Source organism: Sphingobacterium sp. UBA7038 (assembly GCF_002494055.1).
In the GTDB taxonomy this organism is placed as follows: domain Bacteria; phylum Bacteroidota; class Bacteroidia; order Sphingobacteriales; family Sphingobacteriaceae; genus Sphingobacterium; species Sphingobacterium multivorum.
In genome coordinates, this window is sequence record NZ_DLAV01000015.1 from 325,153 (window position 1) to 348,655 (window position 23,503).

Annotated in this window: 24 protein-coding genes and 1 tRNA gene; 17 read left to right on the forward strand and 8 right to left on the reverse strand. The window is 38.2% G+C overall.

Features of this window, described 5'->3' with window-relative positions; genetic code table 11:
* Positions 1-95: 95 nt before the first annotated feature.
* From B3H30_RS10470 to prmC, 3 genes are all read right to left on the reverse strand, one after another.
* Positions 96-1,133: a LacI family DNA-binding transcriptional regulator gene (locus B3H30_RS10470; RefSeq protein WP_070567715.1), complete on the reverse strand. Its 1,038-nt coding sequence runs from the start codon at positions 1,131-1,133 to the stop codon at positions 96-98.
* Between the two features lie 247 nt (positions 1,134-1,380).
* Positions 1,381-1,453 (reverse strand) — tRNA-Lys (locus tag B3H30_RS10475).
* A 115-nt stretch (positions 1,454-1,568) separates the two neighbouring features.
* Positions 1,569-2,429, reverse strand: a complete 861-nt coding sequence (prmC, locus tag B3H30_RS10480; RefSeq protein WP_070567713.1) for a peptide chain release factor N(5)-glutamine methyltransferase — start codon at positions 2,427-2,429, stop codon at positions 1,569-1,571.
* 34 nt (positions 2,430-2,463) lie between these two features.
* On the opposite strand from prmC, the gene ribD reads away from it, so the two are divergent.
* Positions 2,464-3,510 (forward strand): bifunctional diaminohydroxyphosphoribosylaminopyrimidine deaminase/5-amino-6-(5-phosphoribosylamino)uracil reductase RibD, encoded by a 1,047-nt coding sequence (gene ribD, locus B3H30_RS10485; RefSeq protein ID WP_070567711.1) that lies wholly within the window; start codon positions 2,464-2,466, stop codon positions 3,508-3,510.
* 64 nt (positions 3,511-3,574) lie between these two features.
* Positions 3,575-4,858 (forward strand): DUF2851 family protein, encoded by a 1,284-nt coding sequence (locus B3H30_RS10490; RefSeq protein WP_070567709.1) that lies wholly within the window; start codon positions 3,575-3,577, stop codon positions 4,856-4,858.
* Here B3H30_RS10490 and B3H30_RS10495 read toward each other — a convergent pair.
* The gene (locus tag B3H30_RS10495; RefSeq protein ID WP_070567707.1) at positions 4,855-5,505 is read right to left on the reverse strand and encodes an ankyrin repeat domain-containing protein; all 651 of its coding nucleotides are present in this window, start codon (positions 5,503-5,505) and stop codon (positions 4,855-4,857) included. The genes B3H30_RS10490 and B3H30_RS10495 overlap by 4 nt on opposite strands.
* A 349-nt stretch (positions 5,506-5,854) precedes the next feature.
* Here B3H30_RS10495 and B3H30_RS10500 point away from each other — a divergent pair, with 349 nt between their 5' ends.
* From B3H30_RS10500 to B3H30_RS10540, 9 genes are all read left to right on the forward strand, one after another.
* On the forward strand, positions 5,855-6,424 hold the full coding sequence (locus B3H30_RS10500) for a UbiX family flavin prenyltransferase (protein WP_070567704.1): 570 nt from the start codon (positions 5,855-5,857) through the stop codon (positions 6,422-6,424).
* 215 nt (positions 6,425-6,639) lie between these two features.
* A complete protein-coding gene (locus tag B3H30_RS10505) occupies positions 6,640-7,908 on the forward strand; it encodes a dihydroorotase (RefSeq protein ID WP_070567702.1) in 1,269 nt (422 codons plus the stop codon).
* Positions 7,909-7,912: 4 nt separating this feature from the next.
* Positions 7,913-8,587, forward strand: coding sequence for a hypothetical protein (locus tag B3H30_RS10510; protein WP_070567700.1), 675 nt, complete (start codon positions 7,913-7,915; stop codon positions 8,585-8,587).
* 5 nt (positions 8,588-8,592) lie between these two features.
* Positions 8,593-9,195 (forward strand): DUF4199 domain-containing protein, encoded by a 603-nt coding sequence (locus B3H30_RS10515; RefSeq protein ID WP_070567698.1) that lies wholly within the window; start codon positions 8,593-8,595, stop codon positions 9,193-9,195.
* A gap of 98 nt (positions 9,196-9,293) precedes the next feature.
* Positions 9,294-10,244 carry a glycosyltransferase family 2 protein gene (locus B3H30_RS10520; RefSeq protein WP_046674669.1) on the forward strand — a complete coding sequence of 317 codons (951 nt, stop codon included), beginning with the start codon at positions 9,294-9,296 and terminating at the stop codon, positions 10,242-10,244.
* 6 nt (positions 10,245-10,250) lie between these two features.
* Positions 10,251-11,378, forward strand: a complete 1,128-nt coding sequence (locus B3H30_RS10525) for a glycosyltransferase (RefSeq protein WP_070567696.1) — start codon at positions 10,251-10,253, stop codon at positions 11,376-11,378.
* Between the two features lie 86 nt (positions 11,379-11,464).
* Entirely contained in the window at positions 11,465-11,737 is a 273-nt protein-coding gene (locus tag B3H30_RS10530) for a hypothetical protein (RefSeq protein WP_070567695.1), read from the forward strand.
* Complete coding sequence (locus B3H30_RS10535) at positions 11,734-12,501, forward strand: MBL fold metallo-hydrolase (protein WP_070567693.1); 768 nt, start codon at positions 11,734-11,736, stop codon at positions 12,499-12,501. The genes B3H30_RS10530 and B3H30_RS10535 overlap by 4 nt, the downstream gene beginning before the upstream one ends.
* Positions 12,502-12,579: 78 nt before the next feature.
* Positions 12,580-12,735 carry a lmo0937 family membrane protein gene (locus B3H30_RS10540; RefSeq protein ID WP_104382583.1) on the forward strand — a complete coding sequence of 52 codons (156 nt, stop codon included), beginning with the start codon at positions 12,580-12,582 and terminating at the stop codon, positions 12,733-12,735.
* A 4-nt stretch (positions 12,736-12,739) separates the two neighbouring features.
* Here the strand turns inward: B3H30_RS10540 and B3H30_RS10545 are convergent, their stop codons facing one another.
* Both B3H30_RS10545 and queA read right to left on the reverse strand, forming a co-directional pair.
* A complete protein-coding gene (locus tag B3H30_RS10545; protein ID WP_070567691.1) occupies positions 12,740-13,423 on the reverse strand; it encodes a 2-C-methyl-D-erythritol 4-phosphate cytidylyltransferase in 684 nt (227 codons plus the stop codon).
* A gap of 84 nt (positions 13,424-13,507) precedes the next feature.
* Positions 13,508-14,557, reverse strand: coding sequence for a tRNA preQ1(34) S-adenosylmethionine ribosyltransferase-isomerase QueA (gene queA / locus B3H30_RS10550; protein ID WP_070567689.1), 1,050 nt, complete (start codon positions 14,555-14,557; stop codon positions 13,508-13,510).
* Positions 14,558-14,742: 185 nt separating this feature from the next.
* Here queA and B3H30_RS10555 point away from each other — a divergent pair, with 185 nt between their 5' ends.
* The 3 genes from B3H30_RS10555 to B3H30_RS10565 all read left to right on the forward strand — a co-directional run bounded on the left by B3H30_RS10555 (position 14,743) and on the right by B3H30_RS10565 (position 17,547).
* Positions 14,743-15,987 carry an ABC transporter permease gene (locus B3H30_RS10555; RefSeq protein ID WP_175442026.1) on the forward strand — a complete coding sequence of 415 codons (1,245 nt, stop codon included), beginning with the start codon at positions 14,743-14,745 and terminating at the stop codon, positions 15,985-15,987.
* A gap of 79 nt (positions 15,988-16,066) precedes the next feature.
* Positions 16,067-16,636: a DUF2306 domain-containing protein gene (locus B3H30_RS10560; protein ID WP_236560230.1), complete on the forward strand. Its 570-nt coding sequence runs from the start codon at positions 16,067-16,069 to the stop codon at positions 16,634-16,636.
* Positions 16,633-17,547 (forward strand): YARHG domain-containing protein, encoded by a 915-nt coding sequence (locus B3H30_RS10565; protein ID WP_070567683.1) that lies wholly within the window; start codon positions 16,633-16,635, stop codon positions 17,545-17,547. The genes B3H30_RS10560 and B3H30_RS10565 overlap by 4 nt, the downstream gene beginning before the upstream one ends.
* 93 nt (positions 17,548-17,640) lie before the next feature.
* Here B3H30_RS10565 and hisD read toward each other — a convergent pair whose 3' ends face one another.
* On the reverse strand, positions 17,641-18,930 hold the full coding sequence (hisD, locus tag B3H30_RS10570; protein ID WP_070567681.1) for a histidinol dehydrogenase: 1,290 nt from the start codon (positions 18,928-18,930) through the stop codon (positions 17,641-17,643).
* A gap of 22 nt (positions 18,931-18,952) precedes the next feature.
* Positions 18,953-19,804: an ATP phosphoribosyltransferase gene (gene hisG, locus B3H30_RS10575; protein ID WP_070567679.1), complete on the reverse strand. Its 852-nt coding sequence runs from the start codon at positions 19,802-19,804 to the stop codon at positions 18,953-18,955.
* Positions 19,805-20,383: 579 nt separating this feature from the next.
* Here hisG and B3H30_RS10580 point away from each other — a divergent pair.
* The 3 genes from B3H30_RS10580 to B3H30_RS10590 all read left to right on the forward strand — a co-directional run bounded on the left by B3H30_RS10580 (position 20,384) and on the right by B3H30_RS10590 (position 23,452).
* Positions 20,384-20,974: a phosphatase PAP2 family protein gene (locus B3H30_RS10580; protein WP_070567677.1), complete on the forward strand. Its 591-nt coding sequence runs from the start codon at positions 20,384-20,386 to the stop codon at positions 20,972-20,974.
* 18 nt (positions 20,975-20,992) lie between these two features.
* Positions 20,993-22,069: a Gfo/Idh/MocA family protein gene (locus B3H30_RS10585; protein WP_070567675.1), complete on the forward strand. Its 1,077-nt coding sequence runs from the start codon at positions 20,993-20,995 to the stop codon at positions 22,067-22,069.
* Between the two features lie 135 nt (positions 22,070-22,204).
* The gene (locus B3H30_RS10590; RefSeq protein ID WP_070567673.1) at positions 22,205-23,452 is read left to right on the forward strand and encodes a hypothetical protein; all 1,248 of its coding nucleotides are present in this window, start codon (positions 22,205-22,207) and stop codon (positions 23,450-23,452) included.
* The last annotated feature ends 51 nt before the right edge of the window (positions 23,453-23,503 follow it).

The following is a 23,503-nucleotide window of genomic DNA, read 5'->3' on the forward strand; positions in this document are numbered from 1 at the left end:
GGTTTAATTGGTGGATGTTGCGGTCGATCGTTAATAGTAGAGATCGGTATTTTCTGAAAAGGTCAAAATTCCGCTATGGAATTTTGACCTTTTCTTTAAAGGGATGATGTGGATTTTCGGTGTTCGATACTGCAGTCCAAAAAATACGTCTCGAATTCGAAATAATTCTTTTTGTTCTTTTTCTTTAACATCTGCAAGAGGAGTTCTACCGATTTTTCTGCCATAAGCTGTGTTGGTTGGGTGATTGTTGTTAGAGATGGATTGAGACTGTTGGCAAAAGGGGTGTTGCTAAAGCCAATTAAGTTCATGTCATCAGGAATTTTCACCTTCAATTTATTTAATATGTGCAAAACTTTTAGTGACAAGGTGTCTGTCGTTGAGAGGAGCGCATTTGGTGCTAGTGGCCCGTTTATTAGTGTGCTTATTTTGCTTTCCAGTTCATCATCGATATTGTCCTTGGGACTGGAATAAGAAATTTCTATAATATTTTCTTCTTTAAAGGGTACGCCGGCGTTGAAGAGTGCATCTTTATATCCTTTTATTCGGCTTACATTGCCACCGATATCTTTACATAGTAGAAGGATGATATTTTCTCTTCGGTTTCTGATCATTTCTTCTGTTGCCTGGTAGATGACCTTATTGTTTTGGATTCCGATTTTGAATGTGTCGAGCTGATGGTTTATTCGGTCGAAGATAATAACAGGACAAATCTGTTCCATCATATAAAACAAGAGTGATAAACTTGAATCATTTTTTACAGGAGAAATGATTACACCTTCGATATTGCTTTGTATACAAAGTTCTAGGGCTTCTTTTTCTTTTTTCTCATCGTTAAAAGTCTGTAATAGGATCAGTTTATAATTCGTCTGCGACAGGATGTGGGAAATCTCTTCATAGAAATCAAAGAAAAATGAGCTTGAGATAAACGGAACAATGATCGCTAATGTGTTTGAGCGCCCCGTCTTTAGGCTTTTTGCAGAGAAATTTGGTATATAATTGATTTTTTTTGTAAAATCTAAAATTAGTTTTTTTGTTTCTGCACTTATTTCATGGCTGTCGTTTAATGCTTTGGAAATGGTTCCTGGAGATAGGTTTAGCTGTTGGCCAATCTCTTTTAACGTAAATCTCTTCATGTGCTCGATCCTCTTTCATTGATTTCAAATGTTCTAGCGTTACTTTGATGGTGAAATAGCGCCAGAATTATTTTTGAATTATCGGTTGCTTTTTTGCTGTACTTAGTCCGTAAATTCTTGAAATTATAAAGATAAGATAAAAAACATGTTTTCAAATGGAGATCAAGAAAAGCGTTGTTGATGAAAAAGAAGTTTTCCGCAAGTGTTAAACAAAAAAAAGCTAATCCTGCGATTAGCTTTTCTTTAGTGATCCCGCTGGGATTCGAACCCAGGACCCATACATTAAAAGTGTATTGCTCTACCAGCTGAGCTACGGAATCCTTTCTGTTTTTGAAAGTGATGCAAAGGTAGAATTTCTTTTGATATATGCCAAATTATAGCATGCAAATTTTGACGAAAAGGCCTTAACTGTTAATAAATAAACGGATTATTTTTTTATCGCGCTTTTTTTGCATGGATTATTCGGTCTGCTCCATTGATATCTTTTATGAGTTTGACCTGTTCAAATCCTTTTTTGACCATAAGTTCCTTCATTTCTGGACCGAGATATTGATTGATTTCAAAATATAGATCTCCATCTGGGGTTAAATGTTTCAAAGCAAAGGATGAAATAACATCATAAAAAATCAATGGAGCGCTTTCTTCAATGAATAATGCGAGCTCAGGTTCATAAGCCAATACGTTTTGATTCATGTGCTGCTTTTCTCCCGGGGTTATATAGGGCGGATTGGATACAATGATATTATAGTGTTGGTCGGAGAAAATGTATTCCCATTCAAATATATCCGCATTGATAAATTGAACCTGAGTTTTTAAATTCTTAGCATTTTCTTGTGCTGTTTTTATCGCCTCTTTTGAGATGTCTATCGTTGTTACTAGGGCATTATTGAGATGCTTTGATAAGGTGATCGGGATGCAGCCAGAGCCAGTTCCGATATCTATAATTTTTAGGTTTTGAGAAGATTTGTGGTTTTTGATGATCAGATCGACAAGTTCTTCAGTTTCCTGGCGTGGAATGAGGACCGATTCATTGACCTGGAAAACTTCACCATAAAAATCTGCTTTATTGAGTATGTACTGTATAGGTCTGTGCTTTTTTAGATTCTGAAGGATGCTAAGTACTTCAGCCTTATCCGCCTCCTTGACGATATCTGTTTTTCTCAATTGATAATTGGTTCTATTTAACCCAAACTTTTCGGCAACAACCACTAAGAATATTGCTTTTATTTCATCCTCATCATATAACCCCTGAAGCTCATGTTGAAATAATAATTCGAAATCTTGAAGTATTTTCATGTGTCAAAGGTACGATTTTCATAGATTTGTATCCATGGATATGCACAAGCAATATATGCATCGTTGTTTGGAACTGGCCCAAATGGGCGCGGGTTCAGTGAGTCCCAATCCAATGGTTGGGGCTGTCATTGTTTTGGACGGTAAAATTATCGGTGAAGGATATACTTCTCCATATGGTGGACCACACGCTGAGGTCAATGCGGTACAGCAGGTTGTACAAAAGTATGGGGAAGAAGCAAAACGGCTTATCGAGGGAAGTATTTTTTATGTTAGCCTTGAACCTTGCGCGCATTATGGAAAGACACCGCCATGTGCCAATATGATTGCAGAGCTAAAACCCTTAAAAGTCTATATCGCTTGTTTGGACCCTTTCGCCAAGGTGAATGGCAAGGGAGTTGAGATACTGCGCGAAGCAGGTATTGAAGTTGAAATTGGTTTACTGGAAAAAGAGGCTGTATGGCTCAACCGTCGGTTTTTTACACGTATTGGTCAATTCCGCCCCTATGTTATTCTAAAATGGGCGCAGTCGAAGGACGGTTTTATGGGGATGCAAAATAAACAAATTTGGTTAAGCAATGCTGCTAGCCGACAGTTGGTTCACCGCTGGAGATCAGAGGAAGATGCTATTTTGGTCGGTACAAATACCGCAGTTGTAGATAATCCCAGTCTGACCGTAAGAGAATGGCAGGGTAACAACCCATTGCGTATTCTTTTAGATAGAGATCTTGCCATTCCACTAGATGCCAATATTCTAGATGATCAAGCTGATACAATCGTCTTCAATGCTAAAAAGACAGATTGGACATCAAATGTTAAGTATATTGAGCTTGAAAATTACGGGTTGTATCTGCCGCAGAATATTCTTTATCAACTATATTTAATGGATGTTCAGTCAATCATCATTGAAGGAGGGCGTGCTACGCTGCACATGTTTATCGATGCGGATCTCTGGGATGAGGCGAGGGTGTTTGAAACCGAAACAAAGCTATTTAATGGAATTACGGCTCCACAATTTAGTGGACAATTGCTTGAAAGTAAATTGGTTTCCAATGATCTTTTAAAGATCTATAAGAAACAGTGATTATTAAATTGTATATTTAGGGAATTAAGCCATAGCCGGTTAATTTAATTCTTAAATTACAATTATGTTAGTTACAGAAAACTTAATGCAGTTTATCTGGAAACTTCGGCTATTCCGTGCAAATGGGTTGCATTCTACGGATGGTGAACCCTTGGCCGTTGTTCATGTGGGGCAATACAATACAGATTCAGGCCCCGATTTCCTCATGTCACATATTAGGTGTAAAGATAATGATTGGTTTGGTCATGTCGAGATGCATATCCAATCTTCGGATTGGGATCGACATTGTCATCAAGAAGATACCGTTTATAATAACGTTATCTTACATGTGGTTTGGAGAAACGATAAAGTTATTTACCGAAATGACGGTACATCAATACCGACATTGGTGCTTTCGGAATATGTCGAACAGCATCTGTTGGAACGGTATTCAACGATGATGAACGCAAAAAGTTCGATACCTTGTGAGTTTCAGCTTGGTTCAATTGATCTTTTTAAAAAATCCATGTGGCTGAGTACTTTAGCTGTTGAACGCCTAGAAATGAAGGTTCAACAAGTTTTGTTGATTTTAGATCAATTTAATACGGATTGGGAAAAAACGTTATGGGTATGGATTTGCAGATGTATAGGATTAAAAGTTAATGCCGATACATTTCAGGAGCTTGGGGAGAAATTACCTTGGAACATTTTACAAAAATATCGTTCAAACCTATTTAAAATAGAAGCTCTTTTCTTTGGGGTTAGTGGGTTGTTAATTCAGGAGTCAGGAAGCGAGTATATGAAGCAGTTAGCCGGTGAATTTGAGTATCAAAAGCATATACACGGTATAGAGGTTGTTTATGGGGTTTGGAAGAGGATGAGAATGAGACCATATAATTTTCCCGAACGGCGAATTGCTCAATTAGCTGTCTTGTTTAGCAAGAACGAGTTGGGCGTTGCCAAGATTTTGGCTGTCGATGATTTGGAAAGAGCTCGAAAATTATTTAAGATAGCGTCTCTAAGTGATTATTTTGACGGACATTTTTCCTTTGGTACAAAAACGAAGATAAAAGAAACACTTCGGTTGGGTAATGAAACTATTGACACGCTTGTTATTAATGTGATTATTGTTTTTCTTTTTTCATACGGTAAATATTTCAGTATTCAGACCTATATTGATAGGGCCCTAACTCTTTTGGAGCAGCTTCCTTCAGAAAAAAATATGGTTGTGAGACAGTTTGCCCAATATGATTGGCAAGTTCAAAGCGCATTGCAAAGTCAGGGGATTTTACAATTAAAGAGATTTTACTGTGATCGGAAACGCTGCCTTCATTGCAGAATCGGATGCGAAATTTTAAAAAGAAATTAATTTTTTAAGATCTCTGCGATCTCTTTATGGCCTTTTTCAAAGGCCAGGTCCATTGGAGCTAACCCTGAAATATTGATGATTCTGGTGTCGGCTCCATTTTCGAGTAAGGCAACAATAAAATCGATATTACCATATTGGGCAGCGAAATGAAGTGGAGTTTCGCCAGTCGCTTGAATGGCATTGACATTAGCATTGGCCTCGATTAGCAACTTACCGATCTCTTCATTGTTGTTTGCAGCGGCAATATGTAGCGCAGTGGTGAGTTGTTCATTTTTGGTTACGACATTCGGATTGACTTTTTTGGACAGTAAAAGACGTACAATGTCTGTTTTGTTGAAATATGTTGCTAAAGTTAATGGCGTAAAGCCCTGTGACGACCATTCATTGACAACAGATGGTGCTTGCGAAATAATGGCCTCCAAGTATGAAGTTAACCCAGCCGCGCAAGCCTCATGGATAGTCATGGATTTGGTGTGTTGTAAAAGTATCCGTATGATCTGGGGTTTGTTGTAATAGCAAGCCAATAGTAGGGGAGAAATTCCATGACTCGTTGTTTCTTGTAAAAGTTCGGGATTCCCAATCAATAATAAGTCGATATCATGGCTTTTGCCTTCTTCAATATATTGTTCTAAAACGGAAAGGTTCATGTCTTAACAAATTGTCTAACGTTGTTACTAAAATAGACTTTATTGATGAGAATAAGCGTTTGATTTGCGAAAATATTTGTATTTAATTTTCCTTTGGATTGAACTGAAATTTGGAAGAAGTTTTTTTTTGCGGGGTGAATTGGATCTTAAAATCTGGGAAAAAGGAATTTTTAGGGTATTTTATATACACAAATGTGTAGTAATGCGCATAATGTTTTTGTAAATTAAAAAGTAGATGTACTTTTGTTAAGCCCCTCCCAAGGGCATGTTTTTCATAGGTAGATGTAGGGTCGGGTGTTTCTCACTACGACCCTTTTTTTATAGCTTTGTTTTTATTATTTTAAAAGAGATGTCTAAGAGAAAAATTGTTGTTGCCATTACTGGAGCTAGCGGCTCAATCTATGCTAAAGTTTTACTTAAAAAACTATTGGTATTAAAAACACAGATCGCAGAGGTTGGGATTGTGATGTCGAATAATGCGAAGGATGTATGGCGTGCGGAGTTGGGCGATGAGAGTTATCAGGATGTGCCGTTCAAGTTTTATGACAAGGGTGATTTCTTTGCTCCTTTTGCATCAGGATCGGCTCGCTATGATACGATGATTGTCTGTCCGTGTTCAATGGGGACATTATCAAGGATAGCCCACGGTGTGTCTTCTGATTTGACAACCCGAGCGGCCGATGTCGTGCTAAAAGAACGACGAAGATTGATTTTGGTTACCCGTGAGACACCACTAAGTATTATACATATCCAGAACATGAAATTGGTGACAGAGGCCGGAGGTATCATTTGTCCGGCATCACCTTCATTCTATAGCTTACCAAAGACTTTGGACGAAGTCGCAGAAACCGTGGTTGATCGGATTTTGAGTCTTGCTGGGTTTGAATTTAAACATTATCAGTGGGGAGAAAATGCCTAGTTATTCCTCGTTGAAATCTATTTTTAATGTTCTATAATAAATTTGTATTTTGTAACTTTGTTTCTCGAAATGAAGCAATCACGAGCATCACGCGAAAAAGTTATTTATAGCTATATGATTTATAGTGATAAAGCCACTGTCTGTCCATTCTTACTGCGCACGCTACCCGCTTCGATAAATAAGTTGTATCCTTTTAATTTCAATCACATTCATATATGAAAAGCTTATTGATTACTTCTGTTAAAGTAATTTTACCTGGTAACGAATTTCATCAGCAGCAAGTTGATGTATTTATCGAAAAGGGAAAGATTGCACAGATTGGAAAATCTGTCAAAGTAGCTGATAAAAACATAGAAACCTTAGATGGTGCCGGAAAAGTTTTAGCGCCAGGTTTTTTTGACCTACATGCCAATTTTGGAGAACCTGGATTAGAAACCAAAGAAGACATCGTTAGTGGAAGCGCAGCAGCTGCTGCTGGAGGATTTACTGGAGTAGCCGTAATGCCTAATACCGAACCGGCGATTCAAAGCCGTTCCGAGGTTGCACTTATTGTCAATACAGCGAAAGGAAATATTGTTGATGTACATCCAATTGGAGCGATCAGTAAAAAGAGAGAAGGGAAAGAACTGGCCGAGCTATTTGATATGAAGCAAACGGGTGCTGTCGCTTTTAGTGATGGAAACAGGAGTGTACAGCAGGCGGGATTAATGAGCAGAGCGTTGTTATACGCTAAGGGATTCGATGGATTGATTTTTTCACATGCTGAAGATGAGTCTATGGCAGGTGGAAACAAAATGAATGAAGGTGCGATGAGTACTTATTTGGGAATGAAAGGTATTCCTAACCTGGCCGAATCGTTAATGGTTTCTCGTGATCTGTATTTAGCGGAATATACTGGAGCTCCAATTCATTTTGCATCCATCAGCACTCCAGAAGCTGTCGATCTGATAAAAAAAGCGAAAGCAAAAGGTCTTCCAGTAACATGTGATGTTGCTGCACATCAATTGGTGTTTACTGACGATGATATTGTCGGTTTTGATAGTAATTATAAGGTAAGCCCCCCATTACGCACAAAGGCAGATCTGAAGGTATTACTTAAAGGCGTTAAGGACGGTACTATCGATGCTGTCGTTTCGCAACACACACCGCATGAAATAGAATTTAAGAATGTTGAATTCCATATTGCAAAAAATGGAATTATTGGACTGCAGACCGTATTACCACTCTTGGTTCGTGCTGGATTAAATGAAGAACAAATTGTCAATAGTCTTTCAGTTAGACCCCGGCAGATTCTAGGACTTGAAGTTCCTCTTATTGAGGAGGGAGCAATAGCCAATCTTGTCGTATTTGACCCTGTGAAGACTTGGAACTTCGATGAAACAACAAATAGATCTAAATCTAAAAATTCTCCATTATTTGGACAGACTTTAAAAGGTGCTGTCGAATTGATCATCAATAATAATCAAATCATAAAAAACGATTAAAACCATGGAAGCAAATATTAAAGCAGCCGTTGAGGCAGGTATATTAAATTATGGCAAGGTTGATGGGATCTCGACTGCCCCGGAATTTCTTGAAAAGATTATTGCCGTATTCAATACGGAAGCAAGTTATTTAGAGAAATTAGAACTGTTGGATCAATCTTTTGATGATTATCCACTTTTTGATGAGTTGCGTGAGGTTTATGTAGACCTTTTACTCATGAACTTTTTCTCCAATGATGTTTTAAAGCTTGAAGATGACTATTTGGATTCCGAGGAATGGGAGGCTATAGAAGATGAAACTATAGATAGGGGAACAGAATTGTTGAATATTTTTCTTTATTTAGGGGAATGCAAGGACGATGAGATTGAACCTGAATTGGATGATTTCTTAAAGGAATTTTTATTAGTTGATGAAGATGAATTTCAGGATGAGCATGAAATTTATGAAGATATCATTGCCAATCAAATTGTAGTAGATAGCCCGTATGCTGAAATTGCAAAAGTAGGAAAAGGATTAAATCCGAGAAGTGAAGTCTACGAACTTTTTTATCCTATCATGAGCTTCTTTAGTGAGTTGAAACCATCTGAAAAACAATTTGAAGAGTATGCAGAAGCGTCTTCCAATAAGGCATTTGATATTGCACTTTACCAAATAATTAGTACTTACTATAACAAATAATTTTTATGGCAGATTCAATCAACCAAAGTAATGTAGGATTTGATGCGGTAATTGACAAAAAGAAAAGTATTATTTACGGTGTTATCCTGGGAATAATTTCTTTCATTCTCGGATTAGTCGTCTTGTTTGTTGTCAAAGACTTAAATTCCTTTTGGGGGGTAATGTCGATGTCATTTATTGTTAATACTGGTCTTTTTGTTATTATTTCTGCGCTTTTCGCTTTCTCTCTTAGGAAAGCAAATGGCGGATACTGGAATTTTTCTATAGCATTAAAATCCATATTTATGATGCTTGCTATTTCCACTATTATTTCAACAATTGGGACACAGGCGTATGTTAATTTCATTAATCCAACTTTACAAGAAAAGGTGGAGACACATACAATTAATGTTACAATTGAGTATATGGAAAAGAACAATGTGCCGGATGAGGTTATCGATTCAAAAATCGCGGAACTTGAAAAGCAAGTTGATGCTATTGGAAAGATAACGTTAGGGCAGGTGCTCAAAGGGTTGGCTATCACGCTGATGTTTCAATTTGTTTTTGCATTACTATTATCAGCCTTGACAAAACGAGAAAAATTGGTGATCAAACAAGAGACCAATTAGTGTTTAATAAAATAAAATTGACCCTATAAGGTATTACTGAAAAAGTAATACCTTTGTTGGTATTATAATACTACATTTTTAGCATGATTAACATTCACATGGATATTTCTGTTGTTGTTCCTTTATTTAATGAAGAAGAATCCTTACCCGAATTGACAGCTTGGATCGACCGCGTTATGGCGGCCAATCATTTTTCCTATGAAATTATTTTAGTTGATGATGGGAGTAAAGATAATTCTTGGAAAGTTATCGAAGAGTTGAAGTTAAAGAACACGAATATTTCTGCGATAAAGTTCCGACGCAATTACGGAAAATCTGCGGCTTTAAATGTAGGCTTTGCTGCTGCACAGGGCGATGTGGTTATTACAATGGATGCAGATCTACAGGATAGTCCAGATGAGATTCCTGAACTGTATGATCGGATCGTGAATAAGGGAGCGGATTTAGTATCGGGTTGGAAGCAAAAACGCTATGACCCATTGACCAAAACAATCCCAACCAAATTATTCAATGGGGTGACAAGATCGATGTCTGGAATTTATAACCTGCATGATTTTAATTGTGGTCTTAAAGCTTATAAGAAAGATGTTGTCAAAAACATCGAAGTTTATGGCGAGATGCATCGTTACATCCCTGTTATTGCAAAATGGGCAGGATTTACCAATATACAGGAACAGGTAGTACAGCATTACCCACGTAAATATGGTACCACCAAATTTGGCCCGGGTCGTTTTGTGAAAGGTTTCTTAGATTTATTATCCATATTTTTTGTCGGGAAATTTTCGAAAAGACCGATGCACTTTTTTGGTGTTATGGGCGTGATTAGTTTTCTTGCAGGTTTATTTATCTCCATTTATTTAATTTGCCACAAATTGATGAGTATCGCCAGCGGCACACCATTTAGAGATATAACAGATCAACCTTTATTTTTCTTTGCGCTGACAGCGATTATTTTGGGAACACAATTATTTCTGACTGGTTTTTTGGCTGAATTAGTGTCTAGAAGCAGCTCCGATCGGAATGATTATCAAATTGAGAAAGTCATTTAATTAATTATGCGAATTGTGATTTTAGGGTCCGCTTATCCGTTAAGGGGCGGTGGGATAGCATCTTTTAATGAACGATTGGCATTTCACTTTCAGGAAGCAGGGCATGAAGTGGACATCTATTCTTTCAGCTTACAGTATCCTAATTTCCTTTTTCCCGGAAAGTCTCAATATTCGGATGAGCCAGCACCAACTGGCCTTCATATTAAGACCACGGTCAATTCCATTAATCCATTTAATTGGATTAAGGTAGGTAAAGAACTAAAAAAGGCAAATTATGATTTGCTTATTGTACGATTTTGGATGCCGTTTTTTGGACCTTGTTTGGGAACAATTCAACGACAAGTTCGAAAAAATAAACATACTAAGATTGTATGCATCGCTGATAATATCATTCCTCATGAACAACGGATAGGGGATAGCTTATTGATTCGTTATTTTTTAAAGTCTGTTGATGCTTGTCTCACCATGAGTAAAAGTGTGCTGGCAGATCTGAAAATGTTAAGCCCGAAAATGCCAGCGGTATATACGCCGCATCCACTCTATGATAACTATGGTGTACATCAGAGTAAAAAGGAAGCACGTCGATTACTTAAGATTGCCGAGGGGGATAAAGTCGTATTGTTTTTTGGTTTTATTCGTCAATACAAGGGTTTGGATATCCTCCTGGAGGCATTGGCTGATCCCAGAATACGTACCCTTGGGGTGAAATTGCTGCTCGCAGGCGAATTTTATGGTGACCCTGCTCCTTATTTGAACCTTATAAAAAAGTATAAACTGGAAGAGTTTATTTTTATGCATACTGATTTTATTCCTAATCAGGAGGTCGGAAGGTATTTTTCAGCGGCAGATTGTGTGGTCTTGCCCTATCGGAGTGCTACACAGAGTGGAATTACGCAGGTTGCTTATCATTTTGATTTACCGATGATTGTCAGTAACGTTGGGGGATTGCCTGAATTAGTTCAGCATGAGTATGTTGGTTATGTCGTGGAACCTGATGCCCGTCAAATGGCCGACGGTATTTTTTCATTTTACCACTACAATAAAGAAGAGCAATTTAGAACAAATATTATTGACGAGAAAAAGAAATATAGCTGGGATACTTTTGGCAATGAACTCCTTAAGTTGGTCGATTGATTGACATTCGTGATTTTATTTGTATATAAAATCAAATTTATCTAAGTTTGGGAGACTGAGGTAGAAATTTAAAAGGAGGAGAGATTTTGTTACCGTTTACACAAAGCAGTTTAACGAAAATAGAGGAGTTTTTCAAAGAGCAGGGGTATAAAGTGAGGTACGAGAAAGGTTCCTTTCGTACCGGTGCCTGTATGTTGCAGACGACAAAAGTGGTCGTAGTCAATAAGTTTTCGAATCTTGAAATAAAAATCCAGTCACTGTGGAATATATTACTGGATATTGATATTGATTCGGAGGTTATTTCTGAAAAATTTCTTCCACTATATGAAGATGTGTTGAAATCAAAAATTGTAGCTTGAGAATAACATTTTTAGGAACCGGAACATCACAAGGGGTGCCAGTAATAGCATGCCAATGTCAGGTCTGTCAATCTGAAGACAAACGTGATAAGAGATTACGTTCTTCTATTCTTATTGAATACAATCAGCATACATTGGTTGTCGATACCGGTCCTGATTTTAGATACCAGATGCTGCGCGAGAAAGTTATGCATTTGGACGCCGTATTAATGACGCACTCACATAAAGATCATATTGCGGGACTGGACGATGTTAGAGCGTTTAATTATCAGCAGCATAGTTCTATTTCAATTTACGGCACCGAAGCACTTCATGAAGCACTAAAGCGTGAATTTTATTATGCATTTACGGAAATTAAATACCCAGGAGCGCCTAGACTGGATTTGGAAGAGATAAAGGCTGGTGTGCCATTGTCTTTATTCGGAAAGGAAATTATGCCTATCGAAGTCCTGCATTATAAAATGCCTGTGTTGGGCTTTAGAATTGGAGATTTCGCCTATATTACTGATGCGAAGTTCATTTCTGACGAATCAAGAAAATTATTGGAAGGAGTAAAGATTCTTGTCGTAAATGCTTTACAGAAGGAATCTCATATTTCACATTTAACGTTGGAAGAGGCGATTGAATTTGCCGATGATATTCATGCCGACAAAACCTATTTTACACATATTGGGCATCGAATGGGATTGCATGAAGTTGTTTCAGGAGAATTGCCCGAAAATATGTTTCTAGCCTATGACAGATTACAGTTGGATATAACCTAATCTATTTAATATAAAACTATAGTCCTTTTTTCGTTGTTATACCTATAAAAAATAAATTAGGTATTAAATTATAAGGAAATGGGAAATTTACTGTACATCATCGCCGTTATTTTAGTTATCATTTGGGCGATAAGCTTTTTTGGAGGTTATGCGGCTGGAAATAATATCATCCACATTCTTTTGGTGATTGCAATTATCGTTGTATTACTACGTGTTATTCGTGGCAATGCTTAACCATTTAAATTAGTTTTAAATAAAGTTGGGCAATTTGTAAGTCTTGGGGATAGGTGATTTTTATATTCTTAGAATCACCTTCAACAATATAAATACTTTTGCCCGTTTTTTCGACCACTGAAGCATCATCTGTAAAAAGTGGATCTTCATCTTGTTGGTAGGATTTTAACAACAATGCTCCGAGGAAGACTTGTGGAGTTTGTATCAGCCAAATCTGATTTCTATCTGTGGCGGTATTTGTGGATATATTTCCTAAACGCACCGATTCAACACTCTTTTGTGCCAATACAATTGCTTGGTGTTCGTAAGCTCCCTGAAAAGCCTTTCTAATTAAATGGTCCGAAATAATCGGACGAGCTCCATCGTGTACGGCGATGTAATCTTTAGGACCAATGTCGAAGTTTTGTTTAATGTAGTCTATACCGTTCTTTACGCTTTCGAAACGAGTTTTTCCGCCAAATGCAATATGTATTGGTCTGTCAAACTGATACTTTACACATAACTGGTTCCAATAGCTTTCCATTGCTTCACTGATTACCAAGATAACTTCTGAAATGGTGTTGGATTGATAGAAGCGATCAATAGTATGCATCACGATCGGCAGCCCATCCAAGTTAAGAAACTGCTTTGGAAGATCGCTTTTCATCCTGTTTCCGATTCCTGCAGCAACGATTATGGCAAAATTCATGGTATTATTGAAGGGTTTTTATTTAAAAAAAACGTGGATAGTTATGAAGCCATCCACGTTTTCTGTTTTTGTTATATCAAATCATTAGATAATTAACATGGCATCACCATAGCTATAGAATCTGTATTTTTCTTTTACTGCAACTTCGTATGCATTCATGACGTTTTCGTAACCAGCGAAAGCAGCAATCATCACCAAAAGTGTAGATTCTGGCGTGTGGAAGTTTGTAATCATCGAGTTTGCAATACTGAAATCGTAAGGAGGGTAGATGAACTTACTGGTCCAGTCAGAAGCCGCTTTTAAGTGATGGTCTGCAGAAACAGAAGATTCTATTGCACGCATAGAAGTCGTTCCTACAGCACACACACGACGTTTGTTATCGATAGCTTTATTAACAACGCGCGCAGCCTCATCAGTGATGATAAACTGTTCGGAATCCATCTTATGTTTGGTTAAATCTTCGACTTCAACGGTACGGAAAGTTCCAAGCCCAACGTGAAGAGTAACTTCTGCAAAATCAACGCCTTTTAGTTCCAAGCGTTTCATTAACTCTCTGGAGAAGTGAAGTCCCGCTGTAGGTGCAGCGACAGCCCCTTCATTTTTTGCATAGATTGTTTGATAACGGAATTTATCTTCCGGTGTAGCTTTACGCTTGATATATTTAGGAAGCGGAGTTTCACCTAAGATTTCGATATTACGGCGGAACTCTTCATCGGTACCGTCAAATAAAAATCTAATTGTACGACCACGAGAAGTTGTATTGTCAACCACTTCGGCAACCAATAAATCATCATCACCGAAATATAATTTGTTGCCTACACGGATTTTACGCGCAGGGTCTACCAATACATCCCAAAGACGAAGTTCATTGTTCAATTCACGCAACAAGAAAACTTCAATCGTCGCTCCAGTTTTTTCTTTATTACCGTAAAGGCGCGCTGGAAAAACTTTAGTATTGTTTAAGATCATGACATCCTTGTCATCGAAATAATCCAATACATCTTTGAAAATTTTGTGTTCAATTTTACCAGTATCTCTATGTAGGACCATCAAGCGTGATTCGTCACGATTTTCAGAAGGTTCAGAAGCAAGTAATGATTCTGGTAAGTTGAATTTAAATTGAGATAACTTCATCTTTAATAATAGTATATATTAATATCTGCCTTTCAGTGCATTACAGTGCACCAAATACCAGGCTGCCAAAAGCATACAAAGTTATAACTTTTTCGGGTATGGAAGAGCCATATTTCTAATTAATGTATATATTTTTGGGGATTTTGACATTAAATCAAAACTATATTGTATTTTAGAATACAATTATGCTATTTTTTAGATTGATATTGGAGAGTTGTCAGTTTGCTTTTTCGGCATTGAAAGACAATCGTACTCGCACCTTACTTTCGCTGCTGGGTGTGACCATCGGTATTTTTACGATTATTGGTGTATTTTCTGCAGTAGATACCCTACGGAATAATATAGAGGAATCAGTCAAGAAGATTGGCAGCAAAACACTGTATATCGAAAAATGGCCCTGGGATGGCGGCCCAAATTTCCCTTGGTGGAAATACTTGAATAGACCCGAACCCACATACAATAATTACCTGGATTTAAAAAGCCGGATGACGACGGCTGAGTATATGGCGTATATGATCAATATCGGCAATACGACTATTAAATATAAAAATAATTCGGCCCAAGGCTCATCGGTTAATGCTGCGACTTACGAAAATCTTTACATTCAAAATTTGAATATTATAGATGGTCGTTACTTTGCTGAAAGTGAGTCGAGGGGTGGAGCTCTTGTAACTGTGTTGGGCGCAAATATTGCAGAGGGGCTTTTTCCTAATGAGGAACCAGTTGGCAAATATATCAATATGTTAGGCCGAAAAATTCAGGTTATTGGTGTATTAAAGAAAGAAGGAAATGGTGTATTGATTAATACCTCTCCGGATGATACAGCCTTTATTCCGTTTGAGCTGGCTAGAAATTTGGTCAACTATGATAATTTCTCACCGAGTATAGCGATGGTTATTAAATCGAACTACACGCTTGGCGAGGCTGAGAGCGAAGCGAAAACACTTATGCGGTCGATTCGTCGTATATCACCACAACGGGAGGAGAATTTTTCCATTAACCAGACAACAATGATCACAGGTGCATTGGATCAGCTTTTTGGTATCATTAATCTGGCGGGTTTTTCAATTGGTATTTTTTCAATTTTAGTCGGCGGTTTTGGCATTGCCAATATTATGTTTGTAAGTGTCAAAGAACGTACACATATCATCGGAATTCAGAAAGCGCTAGGAGCTAAAAATTTCTTTATTCTTTCACAATTTTTAGTAGAGTCTATTGTACTTTGTTTGTTGGGTGGAGGGATTGGTCTCGTTGTCGTCTATTTTTTGGCTTTTGTGGTACAAGCTGCGACTGGCGTTGCTATTGTGGTCAGTTTGAAAATGGTAATGCTTACTGTTTCACTTTCTACTTTTATTGGGTTAATATCGGGCATTGTTCCAGCTTTAATGGCTTCTCGACTGGATCCGGTAGAAGCGATTCGGAGTAAATAAAAAAGGTATGTTTAAAAGGGCTCAATTTTCGATATTACATGGATTTTGGCTTTTAATCTTTGCTTACAGCTGCCTGTTGATGGCTGAAATTACTTTTCGCTATCGCGGCTTCTCTCTCGATGCTAATTTCTTGATGATTAAGCAGACCGAAATAGAATCACTTTGGTGGTATCGCTACGTTTTTTATATCCATGTTTGCACGGCTATCTTTGCCTTGCCTGCCGGCTTTACGCAGTTTAATACTTATCTATTGAATAAATATCCGCGAGTCCATCGAAGTATCGGGTATTTATATGTATTCGCCATTTTGGTTTTTGCCGCTCCTTCAGGTTTGCTTATTGGATCCGTGGCGAATGGCGGGTTAACCGCTATTATTGCCTTTGAATTATTGGGGCTTGGATGGTGCTATTTTACATGGCGGGCAGTTCGTTTGGCGAGTCAGCGAAAATTTGATAAACACCGTGATTTTATGATCCGTAGTTTTGCATTAACCTGCTCGGCATTGACCCTACGTTTTTGGAAGGTTGCTTTAGTATACTTCTTTCAGCCCAATCCCATGGATGTTTATCAAATTATTACATGGCTGGGATGGATACCTAATTTGTTGCTGGCGGAATTTATTATTTATCAAAAAAATCATAAATTATGAAGAAAAACCTTTGTTTACTGTTATTGCTTGGAGCAGTCCTTGGTTGTAAGGATGGGAAAAGTAAAAAGAATGAAACTGCCGAAATAAAAGATACTGTTGCCGTCGAGCGTGAGGCCCATCAGGAACTTTACGGTAATTGGGTTGGCGACTTTGTCGTTGATGAAAGAACACTTGGAGAAGATGAGGGTTTGCCAACAACGGATTACGCTCCGAAGATAAATCTGACGATAAAGAAAATTACCGATAAAGGAGGTGTTTATGGACAGAATGTTGTAAAGGGGAATCTGCGCTCTTTTGTGGGGAAGTTGGAAGAAAACGGTGCTGATATTCGCTTATTATTGGATGAACCTGGAGACAGAAAATCCGACGGGCGTTTTGAAATTAAGCTTAATCATGACACGCTAATTGGTAACTGGTCTGCGTATGACCAGGGTGTAAAGATCAAAAAGCGAAACTTTAAATTGTTGAAAAAACAATTTGCCTATAATCCAAATCTGATGCTTAAAAATCAGGATGGAGAGGAGGGGACGTTGGTTGACTGGATTAATGAAAAAAGAAAAGAGGAAACTGACGTGGATGGTGACTCAACGTATACATACATTATACAATATTATAGATCTGCATCTCCCGCAGTCTTTACTGTAAATGCGTCTAAGCAAAAGTTGACAGAGAAAGATCTGAAAAACCTCAAGAAATTAGATTTGGAAATTATTCGGAATACCATTTTCGCCCGACATGGCTATGCGTTTACTAAACCCAGCATTCGCCAATTTTTTGAGCCTGTAGATTGGTATGTACCTATTTCAAAAGATGTGAGTGCAGACTTAAGTCAACTGGAAAAAGATAATATAGCCTTGCTGACTAGGTTTGAAAGATATGCAACAGATAATTATGACACCTTTGGAAGATAATTCAGTTGGCATTACGAGACAATATTTATGCGATCAATCACACAAAAAAGGCTTTACATTGTAAAGCCTTTTTTGTGTTTTCAATAGGGATTTTTATCCATTCTTCCGAATGGAAATCGCATTTTTATGCGCCTGTAGTCCCTCGAGTTCAGCGAGTATTTCAACCACTGATCCGATTTGTTGAAGCCCGGTTTCGTTTATATGTTGAAAGGTAACTTTTTTAACAAAAGAATCTACCGATACGCCTGAATAGGAGCGTGCATAACCTGATGTCGGTAGTGTGTGATTTGTACCTGAGGCATAATCTCCTGCGCTTTCAGGTGTTAAGTGTCCTAAAAAAACAGAACCAGCATTGCTGATATAGCGTGTTAAGGATTCCCATTGGTCCGTCTCCAAAATAAGGTGTTCTGGTGCATAATCGTTTGAAAACTGTATGGCCTCCTGAAGCGTCTCAACAGTTACTGCATAGGAATTTTCAATCGCTTTTGAAGCGAGTTCCTTGCGTGGCAAAACCGCTAACTGGGCTACAAGGGCTGTGTTGACTGCATCAACTAGCGCATTGGATGTTGCAACCAGGACTGCTTGACTGTCGGCTCCATGTTCAGCCTGTGCCAAAAGATCTGCTGCCACAAATGCTGGGCTTGCCGATTCATCCGCGACGACCAGCACTTCGGATGGTCCTGCAGGCATATCAATACTGACATTTGCTAGCCCCTGTATGATGGATTTTGCTTTTGTGACAAACTGATTGCCCGGGCCAAAGATCTTATCCACTTTTGGTATGGTCTCCGTTCCAAAACCCATCGCTGCAACAGCCTGAGCACCTCCAACTAAGTATATTCTGTTTATCTTAAGTAATTTTAAACAAAAAGCGATAAAGCCATTGATTTTTCCATTGGATTGAGGTGGAGAACAAACGACGATCTCTTTGCATCCAGCTATCCTTGCCGGGACACCAAGCATTAAAAGCGTGCTTGGTAAAACTGCTGACCCGCCAGGGATGTAAAGTCCAACTTTTTCAATCGGACGGACTTCTCGCCAGCATTTTACACCGGGCATTGTTTCAACCGTACGCTCTCTTTTTAGCTGTGTACTATGGAATTTATGGATATTTTGAAAAGCGATTTCAAGTGCTCTCTGTTGATCACGGCCTATGGTAGACGCCAAAGCGTCGATATCTTCCTCGTCTAAATATAATCTGTCAAGTTCAACTTTATCAAATTTGGCGGCATATTCGCGCAGAACCACATCACCTTGTTGACGTACTTGTTGAATAATCTCCTGAACAACATCCTGAATTGCATTGTTGGGGTCCATATTTCGGGCAACTAATTGTTGTATTTCCTCTTTCCCTAGGGTCTTGTAATCATATTTTTTTAACATAGTCGTACCTCGCGTGTCAAGTTTAAAGGATGATTTTTTCAATTGGCATTACAACGATACCTTGGGCACCTTCAGCTTTTAACTTATTGATCTTATCCCAAAAGTCATCTTCCGTGATAACAGTGTGTACAGCAACCCAACCTTCTTCTGCCAGTGGAACAACCGTAGGACTCTTAACACCGTGTAATAAAGAAGTAATAGCCGGCAAATTTTTCTTTTCGACATTCAATACCACATATTTAGTTTCTTTTGCTAAAAGAACAGATTCGATACGTTGCACTAATTCCGCCAAAACTTCATTGCCTTCCAATCCCTTTCTTCCGACCAATATGGCTTCTGAATTTTTAACATCAGCAAAAGGCTTCAAACCATTACTTTTTAGTGTTCCACCGGTCGATACGATATCACAGATCGCATCACTAAGACCCAAACCGGGAGAAATTTCAACTGAGCCAGATATCAAACGGATATCTGCATTGATCTTATACTCGTCTAGAAAATTCTTTAGGATATTTGGATAAGAGGTTGCGATTGCTTTGCCGTTAAGGTCTTTAACGTCTTGGATGGTGCTATCTTTGGGAATAGCCAGTTTCAACGTACATTTTCCAAAACCAAGCCTCTTGATGTATTCTACTTTGGATTCGGTCTCATCAATGATGTTTTCACCGACGATGCCCAGGTCGGCTATACCTTGTTCCACATATCCCGGAATATCATCATCTCTCAGAAATAATATTTCGAGTGGGAAATTCCCAACCGTGGTGATTAAAGAACTTTTGTAGTTCTCGAAGTCTAAACCACAATTTTTCAGTAATTGAACAGATTTTTCGTTTAACCTACCCGATTTTTGGATAGCAATTTTAAGATTTTTCAACGCTTTATAAATGTTAGCAGTAAATTATTAATAATAAGAAATCAAACAAGAGGGAAGGTATTCTACGTAAGAACACATTAAATTAACATATCGCCACAATGGCGATGATGAAAATGAAAATGATGTACGCAAGTATAGACCATGTTTGTATTAATAACTGCAAGCAAATGTATAGTAAATTAATGGGAAATGCAAGACTATCATTTTAAAATTCTTATCCTAATGGACTTGTTGTTGAAATGAATTCAATTTTCTTGAAAAAATTGTAAAAACTAGGTCATTGATTGGGGAATACACTATAATTTAGACAAAAGACAATGCTGATTTCCTATCCTATAGTAAGCTGTTTGAATTACGCCAATAGTGAGCTGTGAAATTTTGTCCAATCGAAATGTTTCTTGATAGGGTGACAACTCTCATAAATTTCCTTATTTTTAAGGATTGGGGAGTGACTTATTAAGTTAATAACGGATAAAAGTGACAATAGTGGGGGGAGAAGTTGTTGTTTAATAAATTGGAGTAGTGTGTTTAGTGGTACCTAATTCAAGGGAATGGTAAATTAGATCAATTATTTGTTAGATGAAAAGATTAGCTTTTATTTTTATTTGTTGGGTTAACTGTCTTTATGGCCCTGTTCTAGGACAAGAAAGTCCAGCGTCTACGTTAGATATCCGGATATTGGAGTCCATAGCTGAGACTCGGACAGCGCCACAAACACAAACATTTAAAGTGCTTTCTGATATCAATAACTATGTTCAGATAGCCGTTCCTGTTGGTTTACTGGTGGCAGGTGCGGTCAACGATGATAAGGCAATGCGTCAGAATGCCCTGTATGTCGCCAGTAGTACGGCTGTAACAGCGCTAGTGAATGTTGGTTTAAAACATATCTTTAAGCGAAGTAGGCCATTTAAAAAATATCCTAATTTCATATCGGTTCGTACAGCCGGTGGGTATTCCTTTCCCTCTGGTCATACGTCATCTGCTTTTGCTACGGCTTCTGCTTTGTCTCGAGCCTACTCGAAGTGGTACGTCGTTGCGCCATCCCTTTTATGGGCGAGTAGCGTGGGATATTCAAGGATGTATTTGGGCGTACATTTTCCCTCCGATGTATTAGCAGGAGCTGTACTAGGAACGGGAGCGGCCTTTGCTTTGGATGGATTAAAGAAATAATATAGCAATAGAAAAAAAATGATACAAGAGGTTATTAAAATATTGGTTGTTGGATGTGGAAATATGGGCGCATCTCATGCGAAGGCATATCACGATTTAGATGGCTTTCAAATTGTGGGTCTAGTAGCTCGCGGGGAGAGCAAAAGTAAACTGAATGAGCAATTGGGAGGTAACTATAAACTGTTTGAATCTTATGAGGATGCACTTCAGGAAACGAAACCGGATGCCGTTTGTATTGCGACCTATCCAGATACACATAAAGCGTATGCTATAAAAGCCTTTCAGGCTGGCGCTCATGTTTTTATTGAAAAGCCTTTAGCTGAAGACGTGATTTCGGCGCAGGAAGTCGTCGATGCAGCGCTGCAATACGATAAAAAATTGGTTGTTGGATATATTTTGAGGTATCATCCCTCCTGGATCAAATTTATTGAAATATCCAAAACAATGGGAAAGCCACTTGTTATGCGTATGAACCTGAATCAGCAGAGCCATGGGTATATGTGGGATGTGCATAAAAATCTGATGTCTAGTTTAAGTCCCATTGTTGACTGCGGAGTTCATTATATTGATGTCATGTGTCAAATGGTGGGGGCGAAGCCATTGTATGTATCTGCAATAGGTGCACGGTTAACCGATGAGATTCCTGCCTGGAACTACAACTACGGACAATTGCAGCTGCATTTTGAAGATGGGTCCGTAGGATGGTATGAAGCCGGATGGGGACCAATGGTCAGTCAAAACGCTTTTTTTGTAAAGGACGTTTTTGGACCTAAGGGCGCCGTTTCCATTATCGCAAACAAAGCAAGCGATGAAGGTAAATCGGATTCGGTAGCATCCCATACACAAACAGAAAGCCTTCGCGTACATTACGCCGATTTAGATTCGGCAAACGAATTTACGAAGGTCGATGAGTGGGTCAACTTATCTGATGAGCCTGATCATCAAGAATTATGTAATCGGGAGCAATTATTCTTTCTGCAGGCGATTGTAGATAATTTGGACCTTTCTGATTCGATGGAAGATGCTGTTAATAGTCTACGGATTGCTTTGGCATGTGACGAAGCGGTGAAAACAAAACAGATGATAAAATTGTAGTTCATTTTGCTTAGCGATCACGTTTTTACATTTTATGGAAATATGAAGAGAAAAAAGTAAATAAATAAAAAAATAGAGCAAAAGATAGGCTTTTTGGTCTGTCTTTTGTTATTTAGCTACATATTTATCATTCTTATGAATAATTTACTCAGCGTTGCACTATTATTTGGATTATCAATTTCGACAACTTATGCGCAAGATAAGCAATGGCAGATGGAGTTGGTGTTTAAAGGCGAAGTTTCACCTGAAAAATTTGAAAATGAAGTTCCGGAATTTGCAAAAGAGTTTTATGAGCCATTTTTGAAAGGAAAAATGGCTTATCGGAATGTGGAAATTTTAACAGATGCCGATTATTCTTCCACTGTCGTGAATCAAAAAGCACATGCTATTTTAAATCGAAAATTAGCAAAAACATATTCGTATTCGGTCGGTGATGATATTGTTACTGCCGAAGCATACAATCCAGCCTATAAGATTGTCAGTGCGAAGTTAGGGGAGTCGGAAGGTCCCTATGTGCAGCTGCAAGATATGGGCGAGATCGAATCGATAGCGGGAATTACCTGTAAGAAAGCAAAGTTATTTATAAAAAACAATGCCGATTCTGCAGTAGCAACGGTATGGTATTCGGAAGCGGTGCCTACTTATTATTTGACGGCATTTTCATTTATCAATGATTTGCCTGGAGGTGTGCTCAAATTGTCTTTGGGTGAGAACAATGATCTTGGTTTTGAAACAACGAAAGTCACCAATGTATCTTCTGCGGCAGATTTCGAGCTTCCCAAAAATGCAAAGGTGATTGATATCTCGGGGGGAGGTAATACGAGTGAGGGGGAAGATGTGAGTTTATTTGAAGATACTTTCCCATTGGATAAGTCACTTAAATGGACCATGGTCAAGGATAAAGATACCAATGATGAATATTATGGTATAAAAAACATGGCGGGAGAAGATGTGCTGCCTTGCTCTCTTTTCTCTTTAGCGTATTTTAATGAGCAGACTGCTATTGTTTCAGATAAGGATAATTATTTTTGGTTGTTGGATAAGAAGGGGGGGAAGGTAAATAAGGAAGGGTTTGACTGGCTTACGCCAGCAAATCAAAAACTTGCTATTTTTCAGAAGGATGGTAATTTTGGATTGGTTACACAGGAAGGGAAAGTTCTGCTTGACAAGAAGGAAAATATCAGTAAATTTTTAGACAATTATTTGATGTTCTCTGAAAATGGTAAAGTTGGATTGTTGGATGAAAATGGAAAGATTTTATTAAAGGCGACCTTATTATTTCTAGATGCTGATAATGCTGGAAATGTGCTGGTCCGGGAGAAGGAAGGTGAAGAAACGAAGACGCTAGACCTGGACACTTTTTTAAAAACCTATGTGAAGTGATTTAAATGACATGCATTAATATAGATTGATAAAAAAAGAGGCTGTCTCAAA

What these genes read in the sequence shown, in the direction of transcription:
- B3H30_RS10560 (WP_236560230.1), top strand. Translation starts at nt 16,067, where the DNA reads ATGGCTGAAATTACTTTTCGCTATCGCGGCTTCTCTCTCGATGCTAAT.
- B3H30_RS10590 (WP_070567673.1), top strand. Translation starts at nt 22,205, where the DNA reads ATGAATAATTTACTCAGCGTTGCACTATTATTTGGATTATCAATTTCG.
- B3H30_RS10470 (WP_070567715.1), bottom strand. Translation starts at nt 1,133, where the DNA reads ATGAAGAGATTTACGTTAAAAGAGATTGGCCAACAGCTAAACCTATCT.
- B3H30_RS10505 (WP_070567702.1), top strand. Translation starts at nt 6,640, where the DNA reads ATGAAAAGCTTATTGATTACTTCTGTTAAAGTAATTTTACCTGGTAAC.
- B3H30_RS10490 (WP_070567709.1), top strand. Translation starts at nt 3,575, where the DNA reads ATGTTAGTTACAGAAAACTTAATGCAGTTTATCTGGAAACTTCGGCTA.
- B3H30_RS10580 (WP_070567677.1), top strand. Translation starts at nt 20,384, where the DNA reads ATGAAAAGATTAGCTTTTATTTTTATTTGTTGGGTTAACTGTCTTTAT.
- prmC (WP_070567713.1), bottom strand. Translation starts at nt 2,429, where the DNA reads ATGAAAATACTTCAAGATTTCGAATTATTATTTCAACATGAGCTTCAG.
- queA (WP_070567689.1), bottom strand. Translation starts at nt 14,557, where the DNA reads ATGAAGTTATCTCAATTTAAATTCAACTTACCAGAATCATTACTTGCT.
- ribD (WP_070567711.1), top strand. Translation starts at nt 2,464, where the DNA reads ATGGATATGCACAAGCAATATATGCATCGTTGTTTGGAACTGGCCCAA.
- B3H30_RS10510 (WP_070567700.1), top strand. Translation starts at nt 7,913, where the DNA reads ATGGAAGCAAATATTAAAGCAGCCGTTGAGGCAGGTATATTAAATTAT.
- B3H30_RS10565 (WP_070567683.1), top strand. Translation starts at nt 16,633, where the DNA reads ATGAAGAAAAACCTTTGTTTACTGTTATTGCTTGGAGCAGTCCTTGGT.
- B3H30_RS10585 (WP_070567675.1), top strand. Translation starts at nt 20,993, where the DNA reads ATGATACAAGAGGTTATTAAAATATTGGTTGTTGGATGTGGAAATATG.
- B3H30_RS10555 (WP_175442026.1), top strand. Translation starts at nt 14,743, where the DNA reads ATGCTATTTTTTAGATTGATATTGGAGAGTTGTCAGTTTGCTTTTTCG.
- B3H30_RS10545 (WP_070567691.1), bottom strand. Translation starts at nt 13,423, where the DNA reads ATGAATTTTGCCATAATCGTTGCTGCAGGAATCGGAAACAGGATGAAA.
- B3H30_RS10515 (WP_070567698.1), top strand. Translation starts at nt 8,593, where the DNA reads ATGGCAGATTCAATCAACCAAAGTAATGTAGGATTTGATGCGGTAATT.
- B3H30_RS10525 (WP_070567696.1), top strand. Translation starts at nt 10,251, where the DNA reads ATGCGAATTGTGATTTTAGGGTCCGCTTATCCGTTAAGGGGCGGTGGG.
- B3H30_RS10540 (WP_104382583.1), top strand. Translation starts at nt 12,580, where the DNA reads ATGGGAAATTTACTGTACATCATCGCCGTTATTTTAGTTATCATTTGG.
- B3H30_RS10495 (WP_070567707.1), bottom strand. Translation starts at nt 5,505, where the DNA reads ATGAACCTTTCCGTTTTAGAACAATATATTGAAGAAGGCAAAAGCCAT.
- B3H30_RS10500 (WP_070567704.1), top strand. Translation starts at nt 5,855, where the DNA reads ATGTCTAAGAGAAAAATTGTTGTTGCCATTACTGGAGCTAGCGGCTCA.
- hisD (WP_070567681.1), bottom strand. Translation starts at nt 18,930, where the DNA reads ATGTTAAAAAAATATGATTACAAGACCCTAGGGAAAGAGGAAATACAA.
- B3H30_RS10520 (WP_046674669.1), top strand. Translation starts at nt 9,294, where the DNA reads ATGGATATTTCTGTTGTTGTTCCTTTATTTAATGAAGAAGAATCCTTA.